We start from the raw sequence: 22640 nt of genomic DNA, 5'->3' as shown, positions 1-22640 counted from the left end.
CATATCAACGCTGCATCGATTCCCAGACTTTATGCAGACGTTTGACAGAGACCGGCATCGGTGTCCGCAGTTCCTGCGCGAACAGCGAAATACGCAATTCCTCGAGCAGCCAGCGAAATTCCGCGAGCCGCGCGTCGGCCACGCCGCCACGCGCCGACTGCGCTCTCTGATACTGCGTGAGCAACGGCTGCAACTCGGCGAGCTGGCGCGCGTCGCGGGCCGGGTCCGCCTTCAGCTTGTCGATGCGCAGCGCAATGCCCTTCAGGTAGCGCGGGAAGTGCGCAAGTTGCCCGTAGGGCGTGTCGACGATGAAACGCTTGCCGATGAGGGCCTGAAGCTGCTGCTGCATATCGGCGTGCGCCGCGGCTTGAGACTTCGCTTGGGCGAGCTTTTTCGTCGCCGCCGAATACTCGGCGAGGATCTGCCCGACGAGACGCGCGATCTCCTGCGCAAGCAGCGACAGCCGGCTTTTGCCCTCGTCGCGGCGCGTGTGAAAGCTCGTATCGTCGTCGGGCAGCGGCTCCCGCAGGCACGCGCGATCGAGCGCGGTGTCGATCAATTGATCGCGCAGCATCTCCTGCGTGCCGAGCGGCATGAACTGCAACGCCATTTCACGCAGGCCGGGCAGGTTCTTCTCCAGATACTTGATCGGCTCGCGCAACTGCAGCGCGAAGACCCGCCGCAGGCCGGCGCGATGGATGCGCGCCGCCTCCTCGGGCGAGTCGAATACTTCGACGTCGCAGTGCGTCGTCCGGTCGACGAGGGCCGGATAGCCGAAAAGCGTCTGGCCGCCGCGCCGGATCTCGAGCAGCTCGGGCAGCGTGCCGAAGTTCCAGGTCGTCAGGTTCTCGTAAAGCGCGGTCGCGGCGCCGCCGCCCTCGCCGACTCGCGTCGGCTGCGCTCCGGGTGCCACGCGGCCCGGCGCCGCTTCGGTTGCGGCGCCTGTCGAGCGCGCGGCGCCGCCGGCCGCTTGAACGGCTGCCGCCGTCCCGCCGGCTTCCGCGCGTGCGCCTGGCTGGGAGGCCGCAACGTCTGCCCCGGCCACGACCGAGGCTCGCGCCGCCAGCTTCTGGAACTGCCGCTGCGCCTCGCCGCCGAGCTCGCCGCGCAGTTGCGCGAGATTGCGCCCCATCGCGAGCTGCCTGCCGTGCTCGTCGACGACCTTGAAGTTCATGAAAAGATGCGCGGGCAGCGTCTCGAGCTTGAAGTCGGTCGGTTTCAGCGCAACTTGCGTCGTCTCTCTCACGTCGGCGATGAGCGCATCGACGAGCCCAGCCACTCCGAAACGCGTCTCATTGCGCTCGACGAAACCCGCCGCGTACTCGGGCAGCGGCACGCAATGCCGGCGCAGCTTCTGCGGCAGCGACTTCAAGAGCAGCTGCACTTTCTCCTTCACCATACCCGGCACGAGCCATTCGGTCCGCCGCGCGTCGACTTGATTCAGTGCGTAAAGCGGCACGGCGAGCGTCACCCCGTCGCGGGGGGAGCCTGGCTCGAAATGATACGAAACGCCCATTTCGATGCCCGCCATCGCGAGGCGCTTCGGAAAAAGGTCGGTCGTGATACCGGCCGCTTCGTGCCGCATCAGGTCGTCGCGGGACAGATACAGCAAGCGCAGCTTGTCCTCGGGCTGCCCGCTCTTCTTGACCTCGTTGCGATACCACCGCTCGAATGCCGCGCCGGTATAGATGCCGGCCGGAAGCACCTCGTCATAGAAGGCGAAGATGAGCTCGTCGTCGACGAGGACGTCCTGGCGACGCGATTTGTGCTCGAGCTGCTCGATGTCGGCGAGCAGCTTGCGATTGTGCGCGAAGAAAGCCAGCTTCGTGTCGAACTCGCCTTCGACGAGCGCCCCGCGAATGAAGAGTTCGCGCGCGCGGGCCGGATCCTGCGCACCGAACGCGACACGCCGGCGCTGGTAGACAGGCAACCCATACAGAGTCGCCCGCTCGAACGCGGTCACCTGAGCCGCGCGCTTTTCCCAATGCGGCTCCGAGAGCGACTTCTTCAGCAGGTGCGCGCCGACTTTTTCGATCCATTCCGGCTCGATCTTCGCGAGGCAGCGCGCGTAAAGACGGCTCGTCTCGACGAGCTCGGCCGCCATGACCCAGCGCCCCGCCTTCTTCGCGAGCGTCGAGCCGGGCCAGAGGAAAAACTTGATGCCGCGCGCGCCGAGATAATGCGCCTCGTCGTCCGCTTTCAAGCCCAGGTTGCCGAAGAGCCCCGTCAGCAGCGCGAGGTGCACTTGCTCGTATGTCGCTTCGCTGTCACCGATGCGCCAACCGTGCTCGCGCACAACCGTCAGCAGTTGCGAGTGGACATCACGCCACTCGCGCAGCCGCACGTGCGAGAGGAAATGCTCGCGGCAGGCGTCCGCGAGCTGGCGGTTCGACTTCTTGTGCTCGACGGCTTCGCCGAACCAGCGCCAGATCTTGAGCCATTGCAAAAACTCGGAGCGCTCGTCGGCAAAGCGCTTGTGGGCCTGGTCCGCCTGCTCCTGCGCGTCGACGGGGCGTTCGCGCGGATCCTGCACCGACAGCGCGCTCGCGATCACGAGCACCTCGGCCAGCGAGCCGAGATCGCGCGCGGCGACGATCATGCGGCCGACGCGCGGATCGAGCGGCAGCCGCGCGAGTTCCTTGCCGAGCGGCGTCAGCGCGTTCTCATCGTCGACGGCGCCGAGCTCGTTGAGAAGCTGATAGCCGTCGGCGATGGCGCGTCCCGGCGGAGGCTCGATGAAAGGGAACGTCTCGATCGCCGTCAGGTGCAGCGACTTCATGCGCAGAATCACCGATGCGAGCGACGAACGCAAAATCTCGGGATCCGTAAAGCGCGGGCGCGCCTGAAAATCGGTTTCGTCGTAAAGGCGAATGCAGATGCCGTCGGCCACGCGGCCGCAGCGCCCCGCACGCTGGTTCGCGGCCGCTTGCGAAATGGGCTCGACCTGAAGCTGCTCCACCTTGTTCCGGTACGAATAGCGCTTCACGCGCGCGAGCCCCGTATCGACGACGTAACGGATACCCGGTACCGTCAGCGACGTTTCGGCGACGTTCGTCGCCAGCACGATGCGGCGCACGTTCGACGGCTTGAACACGCGCGCCTGCTCGGCGGCCGACAGCCGCGCAAAGAGCGGCAAAATCTCCGTATGCGGCGGATGGTGCTTCCTCAGCGCCTCGGCCGTATCGCGAATCTCGCGCTCGCCCGGCAGGAAGACGAGCACGTCGCCCCCTCCCTCACGAGTGAGCTCGTCGACCGCATCGACAATCGCTTCCGTCGCCTCGCGCTGGGCTTCGCGAGCCGCCGCACGCTCGCTTCTCGCGCCCTCGGCCGCTGCCTTGGCCGCGCGCGGCGAGCCGGCATCGGCCGTTTTTGTCGATGCCGAGCCATCGTCGATCGGACGGTAGCGAATCTCGACCGGGTAAAGGCGCCCGCTCACCTCGATGATGGGGGCGGACCGGTCCCCCGCGCCGAAGTGGCGCGCGAAACGCTCGGCGTCGATCGTGGCCGAAGTGACGATCAGTTTGAGCTCGGGCCGCTTCGGCAGAATCTCCCTCAGATAGCCGAGCAGGAAATCGATGTTGAGACTGCGCTCGTGCGCCTCGTCGATGATGATCGTGTCGTAAGCCCGCAACAGCGGGTCGGTCTGCGTCTCGGCGAGCAGAATGCCGTCGGTCATCAGCTTGACCGAGGCGCCCGGCGCCAGATTGTCGGTGAAGCGGACCTTGTAGCCGACCACCTCGCCGAACGGCGTGCCGAGCTCTTCCGCAATGCGCCTCGCCGTCGCGGACGCCGCGATGCGGCGCGGCTGCGTGTGCCCGATGAGACCGGCGCCGCCCGCGCCGCGCCCGCGCCCGAGCGAGAGACAGATCTTGGGCAGTTGCGTCGTTTTGCCCGAACCCGTCTCGCCCGAGACGATCACGACCTGATTGTCGCGGATCGCGCGCGCGATTTCGTCGCGCCGCGCGCAAACAGGCAGCTCGGCGGGAAACTCGATCGGCGGAACGGGGTTGGGCGGAATTTGCGCGGCGCGCGGGCCGGCTGCGCGGTCCGGACGCGAACGCTGCGCAGCGCGCGGCGGTTTCCCGTCGGCGGCGGCCGGACTATTGGGTACGTTCGACATGGGGGCGCATTATAATCCCGGCATGAATGCTCAAACCGACCTCGTCTCCCCGCAGGACGCGCCGCAGGAGCCCCTCGCCAACCGGCCCGCGGCTGCGCAGCCCGATTCCGACCACGCGCAGTTCGTCGACTGGATGCGCTCCGTCGCTCCATACATTCACGCGTTCCGCAACAAGACGTTTGTCGTCGGTTTTGGCGGCGAGGTCGTTCATCAGGGTCTCTTGAACGCGCTCGTGTCCGATGTCGCCCTGCTGCAGGCGATGGGGATCCAGATCGTGCTCGTGCACGGATCGCGGCCGCAGGTCGAAGAGCAGATGAGCCTGCACGGCGTGAACTCGGAGTTCTCGCACGGCATGCGCATCACGGATGCGCGTGCGCTCGAATCGGCGAAGGAAGCCGCGGGCGAAGTGCGGCTCGATATCGAGGCGGCGATCAGCCAGGGGCTGCCGAACACCCCGATGGCTCACGCGCATATCAGCGTCGTGTCGGGCAACTTCGTCACGGCACGGCCCGTCGGCATTCTCGACGGCGTCGATTTCGCTCATACGGGCCTCGTTCGCAAGATCGATGCCGAATCGATCCGCCACTCGCTCGCGAGCCGCAAGATCGTTCTGCTTTCGCCGCTCGGATTCTCGCCGACGGGTGAAGCGTTCAATCTGTCGATGGAAGACGTCGCGTCGGCCGCCGCGATCGCGTTGCGCGCCGACAAGATCATCTTCCTAACCGAAACGGCCGGCATTCTCGACGAAAGCGGCGACCTTGTGCGCGAGATGTCGCTCGACGAGGCGTACCGCCTGAACGACAGCGGCGAAATCAAAGGCGATGCGGCGTTCTATTTGAAGCACGCCGTGCGTGCATGCCGCGGCGGCGTCCCGCGCGCGCACCTGATCCCCTACTCGCTCGATGGCAGCTTGCTGCTCGAGCTCTTCCTGCACGACGGCGTCGGCACGATGATCTCGTACGAGAACCTCGAGAGCCTGCGCGAAGCGACACCGGACGACGTCGGCGGCATCTTGACGCTGATCGAGCCGCTCGAGTCCGACGGCACGCTCGTCAAGCGCGGCCGTCACCAGATCGAGCGCGACATCGACCACTTCTCGGTCATCGAGCACGACGGTGTGCTGTTCGGCTGCGCGGCGCTCTATCCCTATCCGCAGGAGCGCATCGGCGAGATGGCGTGCCTGACGATCGCGCCGGATGCGCAGGGCCAGGGCGACGGCGAGCGATTGCTCAAGCGCATCGAGCAACGCGCGCGGGCACGCGGCTTGACGCGCATTTTCGTGCTGACGACGCGCACGGAACACTGGTTCCTGAAGCGCGGCTTCATGAAGGCCAGCGTGGACGATCTGCCCGAGGATCGCCGGCGCCTCTACAACTGGCAGCGCAAGTCGCTCGTGCTGATGAAACAGCTCTGACACGCTGCGCCCGCCCCACAATCGACTATCAGGATCAGGAGAAACTGACGATGACCCGCATGGTTCAATGCGCAAAGCTCGGCAAGGAAGCCGAAGGCCTCGATTTTCCGCCGCTTCCGGGCGAACTCGGCAAGCGCATCTATGAGAACGTCTCGAAAGAGGCGTGGCAGGCCTGGCTCAAGCATCAGACGATGCTCATCAACGAAAACCGGCTGAACATGGCCGATCCTCGCGCGCGACAGTATCTGATGAAGCAGACCGAAAAGTTCTTCTTCGGCGAAGGCGCGGACCAGGCATCGGGTTACGTGCCGCCGACCCAAGGCTGACAGGCAAGCATCCATCCGAACGCATCAGATCGAGATCGCATCAGACCGAACGTAAGCCGGTTCGCGGAGCCTCCGCGCACCGGCTTTGCTTTTTCGCGTTTACCCGACGAGCGTTCGCAGCTCGGCGCGCGGCCGCCCGCTTTCGACGAGCAGCATCCCGGCCGATATCGGCAGCTTGAAGCGGCGCGGACCCGCACTGCCGGGATTGACGAAGAGCACGCCGTCGTGCATCTCGACGCACGGCTTGTGGGAATGTCCGGTCACGACGACGTCGATCCCTTCCGCGCGCGGATCGACGCTGAGATCGGCGAGGTCGTGAACGATATGGATCGCGATTCCGGCAACCGCGAGGGTCGTTTCGCCGGGCAGGACATCAGCCCAGGAGCCGACATCGTTGTTGCCGCGCACGGCCGTCACAGGCGCGATGGAAGTCAGCGCCTGCAGAACGTGGGGCGCGCAGACATCGCCGGCATGCACGATCGCCTCGCAACCGGCAAGCCATTCCAAGGCTTCCGGCCGCAAGAGGTTGTGCGTGTCCGAGATGAGACCGATCCGGACCGTGGCGCGAGCGGGGTTCATGCCAATATTATGGCGCCGCCGTTGCCACGGAGTACATGTCGATCGATCAACGACGCATCGAATCACTCGAGCGGCGTGGCGACGAAAGCCGGCAACGCCTCGGCGCGCCCGGAAAGCCGGGCCAGCGCCGGATAGCGGGCAGGATCGACCTTCCCCGGCAGAATGAACTGCGTAAAGCGCCAGACCACGGCCACCGTCACGTCCGGCTGCATGATCCGTTCTCCCATCAACCACTCCGTCGCGCTGCCGGCAGCCACTTCGCGCTCGAGCGTGTCGTAAGCGGCGGCAAGCTGAAGGTTGACGCGGTCGAGCCACGGCTGGTGCTGCTTGTCGGCGGGCCGCAGCTCCTTCTCGTAGACGATCTGGACGGTCTTTTCGGCGGCGGCAAGCGCAAATCCGATCAGATGCAGGGCGCGCTGGCGTTCAGCCGCATCCTGCGGCATCAGCCGCTTTTCGGGCGCGACCTTGTGATCGAGATGGTCGAGGATCAGGCTCGAGTCGATGAGCAACGGACCGCTGTCCTCGATTAACGTCGGCGCCTTGACGACAGGATTCACCGCCGCGAATTCATCGAAGTGCCGAAATACCGACACGGATCGATGCTCGAACTCGATGCCGAGCAACGCCAACGAAATCGCCACGCGGCGCACGTAGGGGGAATCCAGCATGCCAATCAGCTGCATCGATAGCTCTCGTCGGAAGAAAAAGGGATATCGACTCTAGCAGCGGATCGGCGACTTGTGAAACGCATTTTTTGCGCCGATCGATGATGGGCGCAACGCCGCATCTCACAACGCAGTCTTTCCCAACGCGGCGCAATCGGGCTGGCGGGCCCGGGTCTAACCGATGCGTATCCACCATCAGGAGGACGCATCATGTCAACTCGATCCTTGACTCTCTTCGCCGCCGCTGCCGCTTTCGTCTGCGCTGACGCGAATCTCGCGTTCGCCGAGACGCCCCCCGCTTGGACCTATACCGCAACGGACCCGAACTTCGCCTTCACCGGACCGGCGCCCGATTCCGTCTATACGACGACGGTTCAGCTCCCCGACGGCAAAAACCTCTCTTGCGCCGTCAATGAGCCGCTGCCCGAAGGTGTCCCCGCTGCCGCGCTCAGCACGACCGAGCAGCGTCAAGCCGAGGTTCTGGCCACACAGCCTCTGCGCCTTGTAAGCGGCCCGACATCGGGCTACCCGACCTCTTACACCGCGCCGCACGTGGTCTGCGCGGCGGCCTGATCGGTCTTGTCAGCGCTCTCGCTGCCCGCCCGATGACGCGTTTGCACGGGCAATGCGTTGTCGGCGGCGAATCGAATGACGAAATCGAACGCTTCCGGGCAGACCGACTCCAGCTCCGGGGCCACACTCAAGCATCTGACGCCCTCCTCGACGAGCGGCACGGCGAACGAATAGGCCGCAAGCCCGACGGCGGGCTTTTTCTCACGGACGAACAGCGCAATCACACCGGCGAGACGCTCCGGCCAGTCGCTCGGGCGAAATACCTTGCCGCCATGCGTCACGCCGCGTATGAGGTGGAAAGCGGCTCGGCCATCGATCGTGCTCGTGCCCACGCTCACGCTCATCCTCGTGTTCATGCGTGCGCCACCGAGGGCGCGATCGTGAGCCGCTCTTCTGACGGATGGTCGGCGGTCCCGTCGCTGCCGTCGGCGTGCAAGCGGAAAACGGCCACCGTTTCGTCGAGCAGACGAGCTTGCTCTTCGAGCGATTGAGCCGCCGCAGCCGCTTGCTCGACGAGCGCGGCATTTTGCTGAGTCGCGCGATCCATTTGCGCGACGGCGCGATTGATTTCCTCGATGCCTCTCGATTGATGTTCGGAAGCGGCACTGATTTCGCCGATGATGGCCGTCACCTCGCGAGCGGCTTGCACGATCTCGTCCATCGTGACGCGTGCGCGCGCCGCGAGCTCCGTGCCGTTTTGCACCTTCGAGACGGACCTGCCGATCAGCGCGCGAATCTCCTTCGCCGCGGCCGCCGAGCGCTGCGCCAGTGCGCGCACCTCGCCCGCCACGACGGCGAAGCCGCGCCCCTCCTCACCCGCGCGCGCAGCTTCGACCGCCGCGTTGAGCGCGAGAATATTCGTCTGAAACGCGATGGCTTCGATCGCCCCAATGATGTCGACGATGTGCTCGGATTCGGCGGCCATCTCGGCGATCGCTTCGACGACTTCCCCGACCACCTCGCCGCCCCGCGCCGCCGTTGTCGATGCCGTATCGGCGAGCGCGCTCGCATGATGGGCATGTTCCGCGTTCTGTCGCACGGTGCTCGTCAACTCTTCGAGGCTTGCCGCGGTCTCCTCGAGGGTGGCCGCCTGCTGCTCGGTTCGTGCTGAGAGATCCGCGTTGCCGCTCGCGATATCGTGTACGCCGTGCCGAATCTCCGCGGTCCCCTCGCGGACCCGCTTGACGGTCGCGACAAGGCTTGCCTGCATGCGTGCCAGCGCGGCGAGCAGCCGGCCGGTCTCGCCGAATCGCGAGGTTTCGACCGTCGACGATAGATTGCCTGACGCGATTCGCTCGAAATGAAGAATGGCCCCGTCGATCGGTTTGATGACGGATCGGCTCAGAAGGCGCAACGCGACGCAGCCGATAGCGATCGATGCGGCGCCGACCGCGGCGAAGAGCCACAGCAACGCGCCGAAGCGCCGCTGCGCATCTTCGAAATGCACGCGCTGCTCATTGACCTGAAACGCCTGCATGGCGTGCACCGCCTTCTTGTAGTCGGCAAAGAGCGCCTCCGGTTCCGCGCGTTCGACTGACCGAAACGAGGCAAAGTCATCCTGATCGAGCGCGGCGACCTCCGGCTTCAGCACCTGCCGCATCCACTGCTCGCGCGCGGCGGCAAGCGCCTTTGCGAGCGAGGCCTCGGCGTCGCCCGAGATCGGCTGCGAGCCATAGGCCGCATATTCCCGGTCGCTGTCGGAAATCAAGCCATGGATCCGCGCGAGAACGGCGTCCGTCGGTTTGCCCTGCGCGACGAGGGTCTCGTAAGCGCCGAGGTCCACGCGCGCCTGCAGCAGCGCCTCGTTGCTGTTGCCGAGATGCGTGAGCGCGGCCGTCTCGTCGCTGTAGATCTTTTCGAGCGCGCTGTTGGACTCGTTCAACACGGTAACGGACGCCGCGATCACGAGCACGAGCGCGCCCGTGTAGCCCGCGATCGTCGAGGCCAATGCGCTCCGAATGCTGATATTGCCCATCATGCCGCTCCCCGAAAAAAAGGCGGCGGGCGAATAGGTTCGCCGCCGCCTGTCATTGCCGTCTTGCGACGGCTCGTCTCGAAGTCTGCCTGGCCGGTTAGAACCGTGTACGGATGCCCGTCGTGAGCTCGACCTGGTTCGTCGCGCCGTTCGTCGAGCTGACCGTGTAGCCGCCGTGCAGCCTCATGTAGTCGCCTGCAAGATAGAGCTCGGTGCGCTTCGAAAGGTGATAGAAGATCGAACCGTAAAGCGTTTCCTTGAAGCCGTTATGGAGGCCCGTGGTCAGATCGGGCGTGCCCATGTTCGCGTTCGGGATGAAGCCGTCGCTGGTGTAAGCGGCGTCATGCACGCGCATCTGCTGGTAGCCGAGCTCGTAGTCGAGCGCGCCCTTCGGTGCAATCTTGAACGAAACGGTCCAGGCGTCATCGTGTCGGTCGGCAAGCGCGCCTTGCTCTCCGAGGTAGTGGAAGTAGCCCGTGTTGAACCGGAAGATGCCGAACGTATAGTTGCCACCGATCGACCAGGTCTGATTCGTGAACCCGAGGTGATTGACGTGGTTATAGAAGCCCGACACGTTGAAAGGGCCGCCGTTGTAGCCCAGTGCGACCTGATAAGCCGAACCGTTGGCAAACTGCGTCGAGTTGCTGAATTGGTAGTCCGCGCTCGCAAAAATGCCGTTGTTGAACAACTTCTTCCACGCGATGCTATTGCTCGTGCGAGTGCCGGTCGGCCCCGCCGCGTAGAAGATCATCTGCTTGAAATTGTTCGAGTTGGTCCAGCCGCCCTCTTCGTACCGCAACGCTGCGGAGCCGTAAGGATCGCCATAGATCGCCGCGGCGTCGCGCGCGATCGTATTCTGGAAACCGGCCGTCAGCTTACCGATCGTCGGGTTTTCGATACCCACCCACGCGTCGCGGTCGAACAGCTGATTCTGGTCGAGGTCCTCCCCTTTCCCGTTCGCGACGACGTATTCGCTTTCGAGGGTGAAGATGATCTTCGAGCCGCCGCCGATATCCTCGGCACCCCTCAAGCCCCACCGGCTGCCGCTGAACCAGGGCTCACCGCCGAACCCCATGCCGACAACATGATTGCCGTTCGCGTCCGCGTGCGACTGATAAGTGGGGAAGCTCATATCGATGAGCCCATACAACTGCACGCTCGACTGCGCGTGCGCGACGCTTGCCGCCGCCAACGCACCCGCTGCGACCGCCAAAGTACGATAGGTCTTTTTCACCTTCGTCTCCTCAACCATTCGATGGAAACTTCTGTTTGTTTGAGCGGCGGCACTGAGCTTCGAGTGACCGCCGGTCCCGGCTAGGAACGGAACGGAGACGATGCTACGGGGGTGAATCCTTCACGCCGCTTTCGCGGATCGTTAGTACAACTAAGTGATATCACTGATGTCGCTAACGGCGACGTTCGACTACGCGTCTTCCTTCGCGCGCAGGATGTAGCCCAGCCCGCGCAGCGTCATGATCTGCGCGGAGGACGACGCGAGGTGCTTGCGCAGCCGATGGATGTAGATATCGATCGCGTCGGCGCTCGCCTCGTCCTCGAGGCTGTACACGCTTTCCATCAGATCGGACTTCGACACGGTCTTGCCGTGGCGCAGCATCAGCGTCTCGAGGATCGCGTGTTCGCGGCGGCGCAGCACGAGCGGTACGTCGTGGTGGCTGAATTCGCGCGTATCGGTGTTGTAGTGAAGATCGCCGCAGACGAGCGCCTTCGATTTGCCGCCCGACTGCCTGCGGATCAACGCTTTGATGCGCGCGACGAGCTCACGCGCATCGAACGGCTTGACGACGTAGTCGTCGGCTCCCGCGCTGAAGCAATCGACCTTGTCGTCGATCGAGCCGTGCGCCGTCAGCATCAACACCGGCGCATTGTCGCCGCGCCGCCGCAAACGAGCGAGGACGTCCTTGCCGCTCATGCGCGGCAAGCGCATATCGAGCAGCACGACGTCGTAACGCTGAGTCGAGAGGATCGCGTCGGCCGTTTCGCCGTCGGGCGCGCAATCGACCGCGAAATTCTCGCTGCGCAGCAGGTTGACGATCCAGTGCGCAAGCTCGGCGCTGTCTTCAACGAGTAGAAGTCTCAAGCCGATTCCTCCGACTCCGCCGTCGCCGCGGCATCCGCCTCGCGCCACGCCGGCAAGCGGACCGTCGCGACGAGTCCGACACGTGCCGGTCCCGGCGCGAGCGTCACAGTGCCCCTATGCGATTGCGCGATGTGCCGCACGATCGCGAGCCCGAGCCCCGTGCCTTCCACATCGGTCCGGCCGCGATAAAAACGCTCGAAGACATGCTCGCGGTTCTCCGCCGGAATGCCGGGGCCATTGTCGATCACTTCCAGTATCACCGTATCGTCCTCACGTCGGCAGGCCGCCGTCACGCGACCGCCCTCCTGCGTATAGCGAACCGCATTGTCGACAAGATTCGCGACGAGCGCCCCGAGCAAATTTTCGTTGCCGGCGACGAGCAGCCCCTCGCCGAGCTCGGCGCCGAGATCGATGCCGCGCCGCAGCGCGGCCGCCAAGAGCTCCTCGAGCGCCGCGGAAACGACGGCGGCCATATCGACAGGCTGCTGCGCGGCAGCAGGCGCATCGGACTCCACTTGCGCGAGCAGCAACAGCTGGTTGGTCATATCGATCATATTGCGGCTCGTGCGGCGAATGCCCGAGAGGGCTTCGGCGACGGCAGGATCGACGGGTTCGCGCTGACACGCGTACTGCACCTGCGTTTCGAGCAGCGTCAAGGGCGTGCGCAATTGGTGCGCCGCATCGGCGATGAACTGGCGCTGCCGCGCAGCATGCAGCTTCAGCCGCGCAATGCATCGATTGATGGCATCGACGATCGGCCGCAACTCTGAATGCAGATGAGCGACGCGGATCGGCTCCAATTCCATCGGTTCGCGATCCGCGACATCGTCCTTCAATTTCATCAGCGGCCGCAGTTCCTTCGTCAGGCCGATCAGCACCAACGCGACGGCGAGGGCGAGCATCGTCGCCTGGCGGATCAATTGCGGACGCCAGAGCGTTCGCACCATGGCTTCGCGCGAGGCCTCCGTCTTGCCGACGACGACCGTCACCGGGTACGCCCTCCCCGAGTCGTAAAGATGCCTCTGGTAGGCCACGGCGCGAATCGGCTCACCGTCTATCGTCGTGTCGTAAAATACGGGAAAGCCCGTCGCGCGCTGCGGCAGCGGCAAATCGGGCGAGCCGCCGAGCAGCCGGTCGACCGTGGCCACTTTATAGAAGACCCGATCGCCATAGGGCGATTCGAACATCTCGAGCGCCGCGGGCGGCATGTCGGAGACCAGCACCCCGTCCTGCCAGCCGACGTCTTCGCCGATCGTCCGGGCGGAGGCGAGCAACGCATTGTCCTGAACGAGGCTCGCGGTTTCGCGCGCGGCTTCATACGCCTGCGACGCCGTCAAGAAAACGAACGCGGCAAGCGGCAGCAACACCCATAACAGCAGGCGCGCGCGCAGGCTCGGCATCATCGTGCCCTCCTCGCGCGCATACGCAAACGGCCGCGCGCGTGGCCGGCGGGTTGCCGTGATGCCATCGCGCGCGGGCCGATCGTTTTGTGAGCGTCGCCGGACAAACTCAGAAGGCGGCGGGTCTCCATTTCAGCAGGCGCTTCTCCAGTGCGGTCAACAGATAGTCGGTCGAAAGTGCGACGACGGCAAGCACGATCATCGCCGCGAAGACGCCGCTCGCGTTGAAGGCGCCTTGCGCCGTCGAGATCAAGAGGCCGATACCCTGCTTCGAGCCGAGGAACTCGCCGACGACGGCACCGACAAGCGCGAAGCCGAAGCTCACGTGCAGGCTCGCGAGAATCCACGACAGTGCCGAGGGGATGACGACCGACGTCGTGAGCTGCCGCTTCGAAGCACCGAGAATCTGCGCATTCGCGATCATGTAGCGGTCCGCTTCGCGGACGCCCTGGAAGGCGTTGCCGAACACGACGAAGAACACCATGACGACGGCGAGCGCCACCTTCGAGGCCATGCCGAGGCCGAGCGCGATCACGAACACGGAGCCGAGCACGACGCGCGGAATCGAGTTGGCGATCTTGATGTAAATGCTAAATACGTCGGACAGCAGCTGATTGCGGCCGAGCACGACGCCGCAGACAATACCACCCACCGCGCCGATCAGAAAGCCCAGCATCGTCTCTTCGAGCGTAACCCAGACTTGCACCAGCAAGGGCCCCTGCGAGGTGCCGTTGACGAACCAGTCGATGATCTGCGCAAAGATCAGCGAGGGCATCGAGAAAAAGAACGGGTCGATCCACTTGAAGCGCCCACCCAGTTCCCAGCCGCCGAGCACGACGACGAGCACGAGAATTCGCAGCGCGATCACGAGCGCATGCCGTTGCTTGAGCTTGCGTTGCGCGATGCGTTCCACTTCGGCGAGCGATGCATCGTTCTTTGCCGGCCGAGCATGATCAAGGGTTGCCATCTTCAATGTTCCAGTTGAGTCGAGTCGGGTCATGCGATCTGCACCTCTTCACGCAGATCGTGCCAGATGTCGCGCGAGATTTCGATGAAGCGCGGATCGTAGCGGATCTCCGAGGTCACGCGCGGACGCGGCAGATCGATCTCGTAGACCTTCTTGAGCGTCGCGGGGCGCGCGGTCAGCACGAAGACGCGGTCGGCGAGCGCGATCGCTTCCTCGAGATCGTGCGTCACGAAGACGACCGAGCCGGCGTTGGCCGACCAGAGTTGCAGCAATTCGTCCTGCATCAGCGTGCGCGTTTGCATGTCGAGCGCCGAGAAAGGCTCGTCCATCAGCAGGATTTCGGGCTTGTTGATGAAAGTCTGGGCGAGTGCGACGCGCTTTCTCATGCCGCCCGACAGCTGGTGCGGATAGTGGCGCTCGAACTTCTCGAGACCGACGCGGCGCAGCCAATCGCGCGCCTCGTCATACGCGGCGGCCTTGGAGCGCCCGCGAAAGAGCGGGCCCGCCGCGACGTTGTCGAGCACCGAGCGCCACGGAAACACGGCGTCGGCTTGAAACACGAAACCGATGCGCGGGTCGATGCCGTTGACGGGCGAGCCCATGACGCGCACCTCGCCGGAGGTAGGCTTGAGCAAGCCCGTGATCATGCTGAGCGTCGTGGACTTGCCGCAGCCCGTGGGGCCGACGATGGCAATGAATTCACCCTTGGCGACGGACATGCTGAAATCGCGCAGCGCGATCGTCGCTTTGCCGTCGGGCGAGATGAACCGGCACGAGACCGAGCGGAACTCGATGACCGGTGCGTCTTTGGTAACGTGGTTCATATAGAAAACCCAGCGAAATAAGAGGTGCCGCGAAACGCGGCACCGCGGCGGCGACGCGGGCGGGACGCCCGCGCCACCCTGTTACGTCACTTCGCGATCACGAACTCGTTCGTGTACGTGCGCGCGAGGTCGATATGCTTGCCCTTGACCGACGGATTGAAAGCCGACAGCACCTTCAGCACCGTCTCGGGGCCGTCGGCGGGCATCTTGCCGTCGGCGGTGTACATCGGCAGCGAAGCCTTCAATGCGCCAACGTAAAGTTCCTTGTCCTTCTGATAGTCGGCCGGCATCTTCGCGGCGATTTCCTCCGCGCTGTGCGAATGGATGAACTGCATCGTCTTCACGAACGCATGGGCGAGCTTCTTCGCGTCGTCGGGGTGCTTCTTCACCCATTCCGACTGCACATAAAGGCTCGACGCGGGATAGCTACCGCCGAGCGCCGCTTTCGTGCCGTCGACGCTGCGCATGTCGACGAGCACCTTCGCGTCGCCCGTCTTTTCCAGCTTCGACACGGTCGGCTCCGTTGTCATGCCAGCATCGATGCGCCCTTGCTTGACGGCCGCGATGAAGCTCGCGTCGGCGCCCACCGGCAGCATCGTGTACTGCGAGGACTCGATGCCGTTCTTGTGCGCGAGGTACTGCGTGAGGAAGCTCGTCGAGGAGCCGAGGCCCGTCACGCCGAGCGTCTTGCCTTTGACGTCGGCCATCGACTTGATCGAATCAGCGGCCTTCGTCGAGACCATTTCGACTTCGCCCGGCACCTGGCCGAACACGACGATCGCCTCGACGTCCTTGCCCTTCGTCTGCAGGTCGATGGTGTGGTCGTAGAAGCCGACGACGCCCTGGACGGCGCCCGCCAGCAGTTCGTTCTCGGCATCGACGCCGGCCGGCTGAGAAAGCAGTTCGACATTGAGCCCCTCGTCCTTGAAGTAGCCCAGTTGCTCGGTCAGCTTCGCCGGCAAATAGATGAGCTTCGTAATGCCGCCGACCATGATCGTGACCTTGCCATCGTCGGCCGCGGCGGCGTGCTGCGACGCAAGGCCGGCGACGACCATCGAGGCGAGAGCGAGGGTGCGCATTTTCTTGAAGGTCGGATACATCTAACGTCTCCTTTGTTATCGAGGCCTTGAGCGTGCGGCCGGGGATTGATGGCTGGATTCTAGAGAGCCGAATCCTTCTTCACGCTTTCACATGAAGCGCCTCGTCATCCGGGATTTCCATGACTTGACGCCTGCGCGAGGCGAGGTGCTTCCGATCAGGGACCGGGCGCGGCGGTCGGCCCCGCACGCCGCCACGGCCTCGTCTCGTGACATTGCTGACACCATGTTGTCAGCAGCCGCGGAGTATAACGACTATCCGTCTGGAGCTTCGCGGGCTGGGAGGCGATCACGCATCTGGCGGGCGAGTTCCGCCACCCCGCGCGCGACTTGCCGCTCCCCGCGTCCGGCATCGCGCTCGTCGTCGTCAGCATTCTTTATCTCGGCGTGGCGCCACCGCCTGGTTCATTCCGTGGCCATTGGCGATCGGCGCATGCGCCCTTCTCTCTCTGCGCCTGCAGCGAGAACGAGCGAATCGGCGAAGCGCGCAATGCGACTTTAGTTAGCACGCCAGTTCCTTGCGTTCGAACCGCTTGCCGGGAAAACCCGGACGTCGTCGCGCTTGACACCCAATGCTTCATCTATAAATATTTTGTTTATATTTGAACCGACGACCTAACGCCGCAAAACGGGGTCCGCGGTCGCCAACGCCAAGTCTTCGTGGGGCACAACACTAGTGGTAATCCTAAGTCGTGGAACGTTGACATCGACAAGCGCGCCATCTAGTCTCACGCCGGAACGTTTGTTGAAACGTTTCATCCAAACTCTCGGATCGCACTGAATACGATCCCGAACAGGAAGAGAGAGATGACTGAGGAGGCAGTAAACCGCGAGGGCGATCGCTCTCGTCACCCGTTGGTGTCGATCCGCAACCTGAGCAAGTCGTTTCCGGGCGTGCGTGCGCTCGATAACTGCCAGTTCGAGCTGCGTTCCGGCGAAGTCCATGCGCTGATGGGCGAAAACGGCGCCGGCAAATCGACGCTGATGAAAGTGCTCGCGGGCGTCTATCAAAAAGACGAAGGCGAGATTCTCGTCGACGGCAAACCCGTGGACATCCCTGATCCGCGCAGCGCGCAGGCGCTCGGCATCGGCATCGTTCATCAGGAACTGAACCTGATGAACCATCTCTCTGCCGCGCAGAACATCTTTATCGGCCGCGAGCCCAGAGGACGCCTCGGCGTCTTCATCGACGAGCGCGAGCTCAATCGCAAAGCCACCGAAATTTTCGAGCGCATGCGGCTGAAGCTCGATCCGCGCACGCTGGTCGGGGATCTGACGGTGGCGAAGCAGCAGATGGTCGAGATCGCGAAGGCGCTCTCCTTCCACTCGCGCGTGCTGATCATGGACGAGCCCACCGCCGCGCTCAACGATGCCGAAATCGAAGACCTCTTTCGGATCATCCGCCAACTCAGATCCGAAGGCGTCGGCATCATTTACATCTCCCACAAGATGGACGAGCTCAAGCTGATCTCGGACCGCGTCACCGTCATGCGCGACGGTCAGTACGTGGCAACCGTGCCCGCCGAAAGCACGCCTGTCGAAACGATCATCAGCATGATGGTCGGACGCCAGCTCGATACCGCGCCGAGGCATCCAAGCCATGTCGCGGAAAAGTCCGACGATGCGATCTTGCTCGAGGTCAAGGGAATTACCCGCGGCAGCACACTGCGGGACGCAAGCTTCCGCTTGCACCGCGGAGAAATCCTCGGGCTCGCCGGCTTGATGGGAGCGGGCCGCACCGAGCTTGCGCGCGCGGTGTTCGGCGCCGACCCAAGGGACAGCGGCGATATTTACGTGCGCGGCCGCAAAGTCTCGATCGGCTCGCCCAAGGACGCCGTCCGTCACGGCATCGGCTACCTTTCCGAGGACCGCAAGCAATTCGGACTCGCGACGGGCATGGACGTGAAGGCCAACGTCGCGTTATCGAGCATGAACGAGTTCGTCTCGCTCGGCATGTTCCTTGATCAGCGGGCGATTCAGCAAGCGGCCGAGCGCTACGTCAGCCAGTTGCGCATCAAGACGCCTTCGATTCATCAGCAGGTGCGGCTGCTCTCAGGCGGCAATCAGCAGAAGATCGTCATTGCCAAATGGCTGCTGCGCGACTGCGACATCCTCTTTTTCGACGAGCCGACGCGCGGCATCGACGTCGGCGCGAAAAGCGAAATCTACAAGCTCATCGACGCCCTCGCGGCGGAAGGGAAGGCCATTGTGATGATTTCGTCGGAACTGCCCGAAATCCTCCGCATGAGCCACCGCGTGCTCGTCATGTGCGAAGGCCGCATCACGGGCGAGCTTGCGGCCGGCGAGGCGACGCAGGAAAAGATCATGCAGCTCGCCACCCAACGCGAATCATTAGTCACCGAGTAACTTGACGGTATCGAACATGGGAAACACACCGAATCCGCTGCCCCCCGCCGATCAGACTATGCCGATCGGCCGCGGGCGAAGCGTCACGGCAATTGCCGGCAAACTCTTCCATGCAGGCGCGCGGCAAAAGCTGCTCGCGTTCGCGAGCCTCGTCTTGCTGATGGTCTTCTTCGGCATAGCGTCGCCCGACTTTCTGCAAACCGACAACCTCGTCAGCATTTTGCAGGCAACCGCCGTCAACGGCGTGCTCGCGATCGCTTCGACGTTCATCATCATCACCGGCGGCATCGACCTATCCGTCGGCACGCTGATGACGTTTTGCGCCGTCATGACGGGCGTCGTTTTGACCAATTGGGGCATGCCGTTGTACCTCGGCGTGCTCGCCGCGCTGTTCTTTGGTGCGCTCGTCGGCTCGACATCGGGCTTTCTCGTCGCGAAGCTCAAGATTCCCCCCTTTATCGCGACGCTCGGCATGATGATGCTGACCAAGGGCCTCGCGCTCGTCATCTCAGGCACGCGGCCCATTTACTTCAACGACACGCCCGGGTTCACGAGCATCTCGCAGGATTCGCTGATCGGCATGCTGATCCCCTCGGTGCCGATCCCGAACTCCGTGCTGATTCTATTTCTGCTTGCGATCGCCGCCTCCGTCGTCCTCAACAAGACGCTGTTCGGCCGCTACACCTTTGCGCTCGGCAGCAACGAAGAAGCGGTGCGACTATCGGGCGTCAACGTCGACGGGTGGAAGATCGCGGTCTACGGCGTGGGCGGCTGCATTTGCGGCGTCGCGGGTCTGCTCATCGCGTCGCGGCTGAACTCGGCGCAGCCCGCGCTCGGACAGGGCTACGAGCTCGACGCGATCGCAGCCGTGGTGATCGGCGGCACCTCGCTTTCGGGCGGCACGGGCACGATCACGGGGACGATGATCGGCGCGTTCATCATGAGCGTGCTCGTCAACGGTTTGCGCGTGATGTCGGTCGCGCAGGAATGGCAAATCGTCGTGACCGGTGCCATCATCATCGCGGCCGTCTATATGGACATGCTGCGCCGGCGCAAGCAGCGGTAATGCGAAATTCGTTTTAACCAGAGGAGACATGAAGATGAAGAAGCGAACACTCATTGGCGCGGCGGTCAGCGTGGCGCTCGCGCTTGGCATGACGAGCGGCGCGTGGGCACAAACGGCCGGGGGATCGGAGCCCTATGTCGCGTTGGTCTCGAAAGGATTTCAGCACCAGTTCTGGCAAGCCGTGAAGCAAGGCGCCGAAAAGGCCGGGCAGGAATACCACGTCAAAGTGAGCTTCGAAGGCCCCGAAACTGAGGCAATGGTCGACAAGCAGATCGATATGCTGTCTGCGGCACTTGCGCGCAAGCCGAACGCGATCGGCTTTGCTGCGCTCGACAGCCAGGCCGCCATTCCGCTTTTGAAGAAAGCGCAAGCGCAGAAAATTCCGGTAATCGCATTCGACTCGGGTGTCGACAGCAATATTCCGCTGACCACCGCCGCCACGGACAACAAGGCAGCCGCCGCATTGGCCGCGGATAAGATGGCTGCGTTGATCGGCAACGAGGGCGAGGTCGCCGTCGTCGCGCACGACCAGACGAGCCGCACCGGCATCGACCGTCGTGATGGCTTCGTCGAGGAGATCAAGGCGAAGTATCCGAAGATCAAGATCGTCACCATCCAGTATGGCGGCGGCGATCAGTTGAAATCGGACGATCTGACGAAATCGATCCTCGCTTCGCATCCGCATCTCAAGGGCATCTTCGGCACGAACGAAGGGTCGGCCATCGGCGTCGTCAAGGGCGTCACCGAAATGAACATGAAGGGCAAGGTCGTCGTGATCGGCTACGACTCCGGCCAGCAGCAAATCGATGCCATCAAGGACGGCGTCGAAGCCGGCGCCATCACGCAAAATCCGATCGGCATCGGGTATGAAACTGTGAAGGCGGCCGTCGAGGCGCTGAAGGGAGAAAAGCTGCCGAAGAAGATCGATACGGGCTTCTACTGGTACGACAAGTCCAATATCGACGATCCGAAGATCGCGGCCGTTCTCTATAAGTGATAGGCGGGCGGCGGCGGCTCACCACAGCCGCCCTGCCCTCTTCACTGCAACGTCGCGGCAATCCGACTCGCCACGCGCGCTATCGCCGTGGCGATTTGCTTTTCGCGGCGAGCATCGAGCCGCTCGAGCGGCACACTGGTGCTGACCGCGACCCGCTTCCCGAGCGGCGTCACGCCGACATAGGCCGCAAAGCACGCGAGGCCGAGGCTGACCTCTTCGCGTTCCGTTGCAAGCCCGCATGCGCGGATACCCGCGAGCTCGCGCAGTAATGCGCCGCGGCGAGTCGTCGTGTTCGGCGTCATCGCCGCGAGGCGATCCGGCAGCAGTGAACACACTTCCTGATCCGGCAGGCTCGAGAGCAACGCCTTGCCGAGCGCACAACAATGCGCGGGCAGCCGCGAGCCGAGATCGGAGACGAGCCGCACGGGACGTTGCGCGTCTTCGCGCGCGATATAGACCACTTCGGCGCCGTCGAGCACGGCAAGTTGCACGACCTCGTTATGGGCCGCGACGTAGGCGCTCGCCTCGTCTCTGAACGCGGCCTGCAGCCCGTCGTGCCGTACATAGGCGCTGCCGAGCTCGAATAGCTTCACGCCGACGATGTAGCCGTCGCCACGCTTTTCGACCCAATGACGGCTCTCGAGCGAATCGAGCAGCAAGTAGAGCGTGCTGCGCGACAAACCCGTCGCCTGCACGAGCGTCGAGGCGCGCACCGGTTTAGACGCCTGCGCGAGCACCATCAGCACATCGTGCGCGCGCCGCAGCGCCGGGACATCATAGGTATTCCTGGTCGTCATCGTTTGCTCTCGCACGCCTCTTGATTGCGTTAGTGTCCAGCATATTGGATAACTCATCAATATCATGGACACCGTGCATTGGCCTGGCTAGGATCGTCGAATCTCCTTCATTTCGATTGCCGACGCCATGCAACCCGCACCTCTTTCATGCCTGCCCGACGACCTCGACCAAGCGATTTTGGTGGGGCGCGCCTGGCGTCCCTCCCCTGTCGATGGTCCTTCCGTCGTGGTCGTCCGCAACGGCGAAGTTTTCGACATCACGGCCGTCGCGCCGACCACCGCCGATCTCTTCGATTGCGATGACGCGCTCGATATCGCGCGTAACGCACCGGGAGAAGCGCTTGGCCCCGTGACCGACTGGGTCAACGCGAGCTTTGCCGCTGGCGCGACGCAGGAAGGCCTGCGTCTGCTTGCGCCCTGCGACGTGCAAGCGATCAAGGCCTGCGGCGTGACGTTCGCCGTCAGTCTGCTCGAGCGCGTGATCGAGGAGCAGGCAGGCGGCGATCCGGCCAAGGCGGAAGAGGTTCGACGGCTGCTCGTCGAGCTGATCGGCACCGATCTGGCGAAAATCAAGCCAGGTTCCGACTCGGCCATGAAGCTCAAGGCCGAGCTCGAACGGCGTGGCGCATGGTCGCAATACATGGAGGTCGGGATCGGCCCGGATGCCGAAGTATTCTCGAAATCGCAGCCAATGTCGTCCGTCGGACTCGGCGCAGCGGTGGGGCTTTATCCGACATCCGTATGGAACAACCCCGAGCCCGAGATCGTTCTCGCCGTCAACAGCGCGGGCCGAATCGTCGGCGCGACGCTCGGCAACGACGTGAACCTGAGAGACATCGAGGGCCGCTCCGCACTACTGCTCGGCAAAGCGAAGGACAACAACGGTTCGTGCGCCATCGGCCCGTTCGTTCGCCTCTTCGACGAGCGGTTTACGCTCGATACCGTGCGCCATGCGAGCCTATCGCTGCGCATTGAGGGCGAGGATGACGGTTTCGTGCTGGAAGGCGTGAGCCATATGACCGAGATCAGCCGCGATCCGGCCGACCTCGTCGCGCAAACGTGCGGCCCTCACCATCAGTACCCCGACGGCTTCATGCTGTTTCTCGGCACGATGTTTTCGCCGATCAAGGATCGCGACGCGCCCGGCGCCGGATTCACCCATCATCTCGGCGACGTCGTGACGATCTCCACACCGACGCTCGGCGCACTCGTCAACACCGTGCAGCGCTCGACCGAGATCCCGCATTGGACGTTCGGCGTCAGAGCGCTTTATCGGAATCTGGGTCGACGGGGCTTGTTGCGCGGCTGATTCCCCGATTGCAAGCACCGAACGACTGCGGCCCGGACACAGCTACACGTGTTTTCGCGCAGGGTG

At 63.8% G+C, this 22640-nt stretch carries 19 protein-coding genes and 1 pseudogene; 8 read left to right on the top strand and 12 right to left on the bottom strand.

Translation table 11 applies throughout. The features are described from left to right. Positions 1-4: 4 nt before the first annotated feature. Positions 5-4120, bottom strand: a complete 4116-nt coding sequence (hrpA, locus tag B0G57_RS22715) for an ATP-dependent RNA helicase HrpA (RefSeq protein WP_018440268.1) — start codon at positions 4118-4120, stop codon at positions 5-7. A 22-nt stretch (positions 4121-4142) separates the two neighbouring features. Between hrpA and argA the strand changes: the two genes are divergently transcribed. Both argA and B0G57_RS22705 read left to right on the top strand, forming a co-directional pair. Continuing rightward, positions 4143-5534 carry an amino-acid N-acetyltransferase gene (gene argA / locus B0G57_RS22710; protein ID WP_026229596.1) on the top strand — a complete coding sequence of 464 codons (1392 nt, stop codon included), beginning with the start codon at positions 4143-4145 and terminating at the stop codon, positions 5532-5534. A gap of 50 nt (positions 5535-5584) precedes the next feature. Further along, the gene (locus B0G57_RS22705; RefSeq protein ID WP_026229597.1) at positions 5585-5860 is read left to right on the top strand and encodes an oxidative damage protection protein; all 276 of its coding nucleotides are present in this window, start codon (positions 5585-5587) and stop codon (positions 5858-5860) included. A gap of 99 nt (positions 5861-5959) precedes the next feature. On the opposite strand, the gene B0G57_RS22700 is transcribed toward B0G57_RS22705, so the two are convergent. Together B0G57_RS22700 and B0G57_RS22695 are read right to left on the bottom strand one after the other, a co-directional pair. Continuing rightward, positions 5960-6439: a metallophosphoesterase family protein gene (locus tag B0G57_RS22700; protein WP_018440271.1), complete on the bottom strand. Its 480-nt coding sequence runs from the start codon at positions 6437-6439 to the stop codon at positions 5960-5962. A gap of 62 nt (positions 6440-6501) precedes the next feature. Next, positions 6502-7122, bottom strand: a complete 621-nt coding sequence (locus B0G57_RS22695) for a glutathione S-transferase family protein (RefSeq protein WP_018440272.1) — start codon at positions 7120-7122, stop codon at positions 6502-6504. 192 nt (positions 7123-7314) lie between these two features. On the opposite strand from B0G57_RS22695, the gene B0G57_RS22690 reads away from it, so the two are divergent. Further along, positions 7315-7677 (top strand): hypothetical protein, encoded by a 363-nt coding sequence (locus B0G57_RS22690; RefSeq protein WP_146013390.1) that lies wholly within the window; start codon positions 7315-7317, stop codon positions 7675-7677. On the opposite strand, the gene B0G57_RS22685 is transcribed toward B0G57_RS22690, so the two are convergent. The 8 genes from B0G57_RS22685 to B0G57_RS22650 form a co-directional block, all read right to left on the bottom strand. Then, complete coding sequence (locus B0G57_RS22685) at positions 7641-8033, bottom strand: DUF3579 domain-containing protein (RefSeq protein ID WP_018440274.1); 393 nt, start codon at positions 8031-8033, stop codon at positions 7641-7643. The genes B0G57_RS22690 and B0G57_RS22685 overlap by 37 nt on opposite strands. Continuing rightward, positions 8030-9655 (bottom strand): methyl-accepting chemotaxis protein, encoded by a 1626-nt coding sequence (locus B0G57_RS32180; RefSeq protein WP_026229598.1) that lies wholly within the window; start codon positions 9653-9655, stop codon positions 8030-8032. Before B0G57_RS32180 ends, B0G57_RS22685 begins: the two co-directional genes overlap by 4 nt. Before the next feature lie 94 nt (positions 9656-9749). Next, entirely contained in the window at positions 9750-10904 is a 1155-nt protein-coding gene (locus tag B0G57_RS22675) for a porin (protein ID WP_018440276.1), read from the bottom strand. Positions 10905-11075: 171 nt separating this feature from the next. Next, positions 11076-11750: a response regulator gene (locus B0G57_RS22670; RefSeq protein WP_026229600.1), complete on the bottom strand. Its 675-nt coding sequence runs from the start codon at positions 11748-11750 to the stop codon at positions 11076-11078. Continuing rightward, the gene (locus tag B0G57_RS22665; protein WP_018440278.1) at positions 11747-13153 is read right to left on the bottom strand and encodes a sensor histidine kinase; all 1407 of its coding nucleotides are present in this window, start codon (positions 13151-13153) and stop codon (positions 11747-11749) included. Before B0G57_RS22665 ends, B0G57_RS22670 begins: the two co-directional genes overlap by 4 nt. Before the next feature lie 106 nt (positions 13154-13259). Continuing rightward, positions 13260-14117: an ABC transporter permease gene (locus tag B0G57_RS22660; RefSeq protein ID WP_018440279.1), complete on the bottom strand. Its 858-nt coding sequence runs from the start codon at positions 14115-14117 to the stop codon at positions 13260-13262. Between the two features lie 29 nt (positions 14118-14146). Beyond that, the gene (locus B0G57_RS22655) at positions 14147-14941 is read right to left on the bottom strand and encodes an ABC transporter ATP-binding protein (RefSeq protein WP_018440280.1); all 795 of its coding nucleotides are present in this window, start codon (positions 14939-14941) and stop codon (positions 14147-14149) included. A gap of 86 nt (positions 14942-15027) precedes the next feature. After that, positions 15028-16041 carry an ABC transporter substrate-binding protein gene (locus B0G57_RS22650; RefSeq protein WP_018440281.1) on the bottom strand — a complete coding sequence of 338 codons (1014 nt, stop codon included), beginning with the start codon at positions 16039-16041 and terminating at the stop codon, positions 15028-15030. A 175-nt stretch (positions 16042-16216) separates the two neighbouring features. On the opposite strand from B0G57_RS22650, the pseudogene B0G57_RS32400 reads away from it, so the two are divergent. The 4 genes and pseudogenes from B0G57_RS32400 to B0G57_RS22630 form a co-directional block, all read left to right on the top strand. After that, positions 16217-16431, top strand: a pseudogene (locus B0G57_RS32400) (amino acid permease); the annotation flags it as partial. A 414-nt stretch (positions 16432-16845) separates the two neighbouring features. Next, the gene (locus tag B0G57_RS22640; protein ID WP_051090003.1) at positions 16846-18405 is read left to right on the top strand and encodes a sugar ABC transporter ATP-binding protein; all 1560 of its coding nucleotides are present in this window, start codon (positions 16846-16848) and stop codon (positions 18403-18405) included. A 58-nt stretch (positions 18406-18463) separates the two neighbouring features. Further along, positions 18464-19471: an ABC transporter permease gene (locus B0G57_RS22635; RefSeq protein WP_223258717.1), complete on the top strand. Its 1008-nt coding sequence runs from the start codon at positions 18464-18466 to the stop codon at positions 19469-19471. A gap of 34 nt (positions 19472-19505) precedes the next feature. Further along, positions 19506-20468, top strand: a complete 963-nt coding sequence (locus B0G57_RS22630) for an ABC transporter substrate-binding protein (protein ID WP_026229601.1) — start codon at positions 19506-19508, stop codon at positions 20466-20468. A 41-nt stretch (positions 20469-20509) separates the two neighbouring features. Here the strand turns inward: B0G57_RS22630 and B0G57_RS22625 are convergent, their stop codons facing one another. After that, entirely contained in the window at positions 20510-21265 is a 756-nt protein-coding gene (locus B0G57_RS22625) for an IclR family transcriptional regulator (protein ID WP_018440285.1), read from the bottom strand. A gap of 127 nt (positions 21266-21392) precedes the next feature. Between B0G57_RS22625 and B0G57_RS22620 the strand changes: the two genes are divergently transcribed. Continuing rightward, complete coding sequence (locus tag B0G57_RS22620; RefSeq protein WP_018440286.1) at positions 21393-22574, top strand: fumarylacetoacetate hydrolase family protein; 1182 nt, start codon at positions 21393-21395, stop codon at positions 22572-22574. The last annotated feature ends 66 nt before the right edge of the window (positions 22575-22640 follow it).

The organism is Trinickia symbiotica, assembly GCF_002934455.1.
In the GTDB taxonomy this organism is placed as follows: domain Bacteria; phylum Pseudomonadota; class Gammaproteobacteria; order Burkholderiales; family Burkholderiaceae; genus Trinickia; species Trinickia symbiotica.
The sequence above is the reverse complement of the archived record's forward strand: the minus strand, read 5'-3'. Positions and strand labels throughout refer to the sequence as shown.

Bases quoted from the DNA above. Each gene is read 5' to 3' on its own strand.
- hrpA (WP_018440268.1), bottom strand. From the start codon at position 4,120: ATGTCGAACGTACCCAATAGTCCGGCCGCCGCCGACGGGAAACCGCCG.
- argA (WP_026229596.1), top strand. From the start codon at position 4,143: ATGAATGCTCAAACCGACCTCGTCTCCCCGCAGGACGCGCCGCAGGAG.
- B0G57_RS22705 (WP_026229597.1), top strand. From the start codon at position 5,585: ATGACCCGCATGGTTCAATGCGCAAAGCTCGGCAAGGAAGCCGAAGGC.
- B0G57_RS22700 (WP_018440271.1), bottom strand. From the start codon at position 6,439: ATGAACCCCGCTCGCGCCACGGTCCGGATCGGTCTCATCTCGGACACG.
- B0G57_RS22695 (WP_018440272.1), bottom strand. From the start codon at position 7,122: ATGCAGCTGATTGGCATGCTGGATTCCCCCTACGTGCGCCGCGTGGCG.
- B0G57_RS22690 (WP_146013390.1), top strand. From the start codon at position 7,315: ATGTCAACTCGATCCTTGACTCTCTTCGCCGCCGCTGCCGCTTTCGTC.
- B0G57_RS22685 (WP_018440274.1), bottom strand. From the start codon at position 8,033: ATGAACACGAGGATGAGCGTGAGCGTGGGCACGAGCACGATCGATGGC.
- B0G57_RS32180 (WP_026229598.1), bottom strand. From the start codon at position 9,655: ATGATGGGCAATATCAGCATTCGGAGCGCATTGGCCTCGACGATCGCG.
- B0G57_RS22675 (WP_018440276.1), bottom strand. From the start codon at position 10,904: ATGGTTGAGGAGACGAAGGTGAAAAAGACCTATCGTACTTTGGCGGTC.
- B0G57_RS22665 (WP_018440278.1), bottom strand. From the start codon at position 13,153: ATGATGCCGAGCCTGCGCGCGCGCCTGCTGTTATGGGTGTTGCTGCCG.
- B0G57_RS22660 (WP_018440279.1), bottom strand. From the start codon at position 14,117: ATGGCAACCCTTGATCATGCTCGGCCGGCAAAGAACGATGCATCGCTC.
- B0G57_RS22655 (WP_018440280.1), bottom strand. From the start codon at position 14,941: ATGAACCACGTTACCAAAGACGCACCGGTCATCGAGTTCCGCTCGGTC.
- B0G57_RS22650 (WP_018440281.1), bottom strand. From the start codon at position 16,041: ATGTATCCGACCTTCAAGAAAATGCGCACCCTCGCTCTCGCCTCGATG.
- B0G57_RS22640 (WP_051090003.1), top strand. From the start codon at position 16,846: ATGACTGAGGAGGCAGTAAACCGCGAGGGCGATCGCTCTCGTCACCCG.
- B0G57_RS22635 (WP_223258717.1), top strand. From the start codon at position 18,464: ATGCCGATCGGCCGCGGGCGAAGCGTCACGGCAATTGCCGGCAAACTC.
- B0G57_RS22630 (WP_026229601.1), top strand. From the start codon at position 19,506: ATGAAGAAGCGAACACTCATTGGCGCGGCGGTCAGCGTGGCGCTCGCG.
- B0G57_RS22625 (WP_018440285.1), bottom strand. From the start codon at position 21,265: ATGACGACCAGGAATACCTATGATGTCCCGGCGCTGCGGCGCGCGCAC.
- B0G57_RS22620 (WP_018440286.1), top strand. From the start codon at position 21,393: ATGCAACCCGCACCTCTTTCATGCCTGCCCGACGACCTCGACCAAGCG.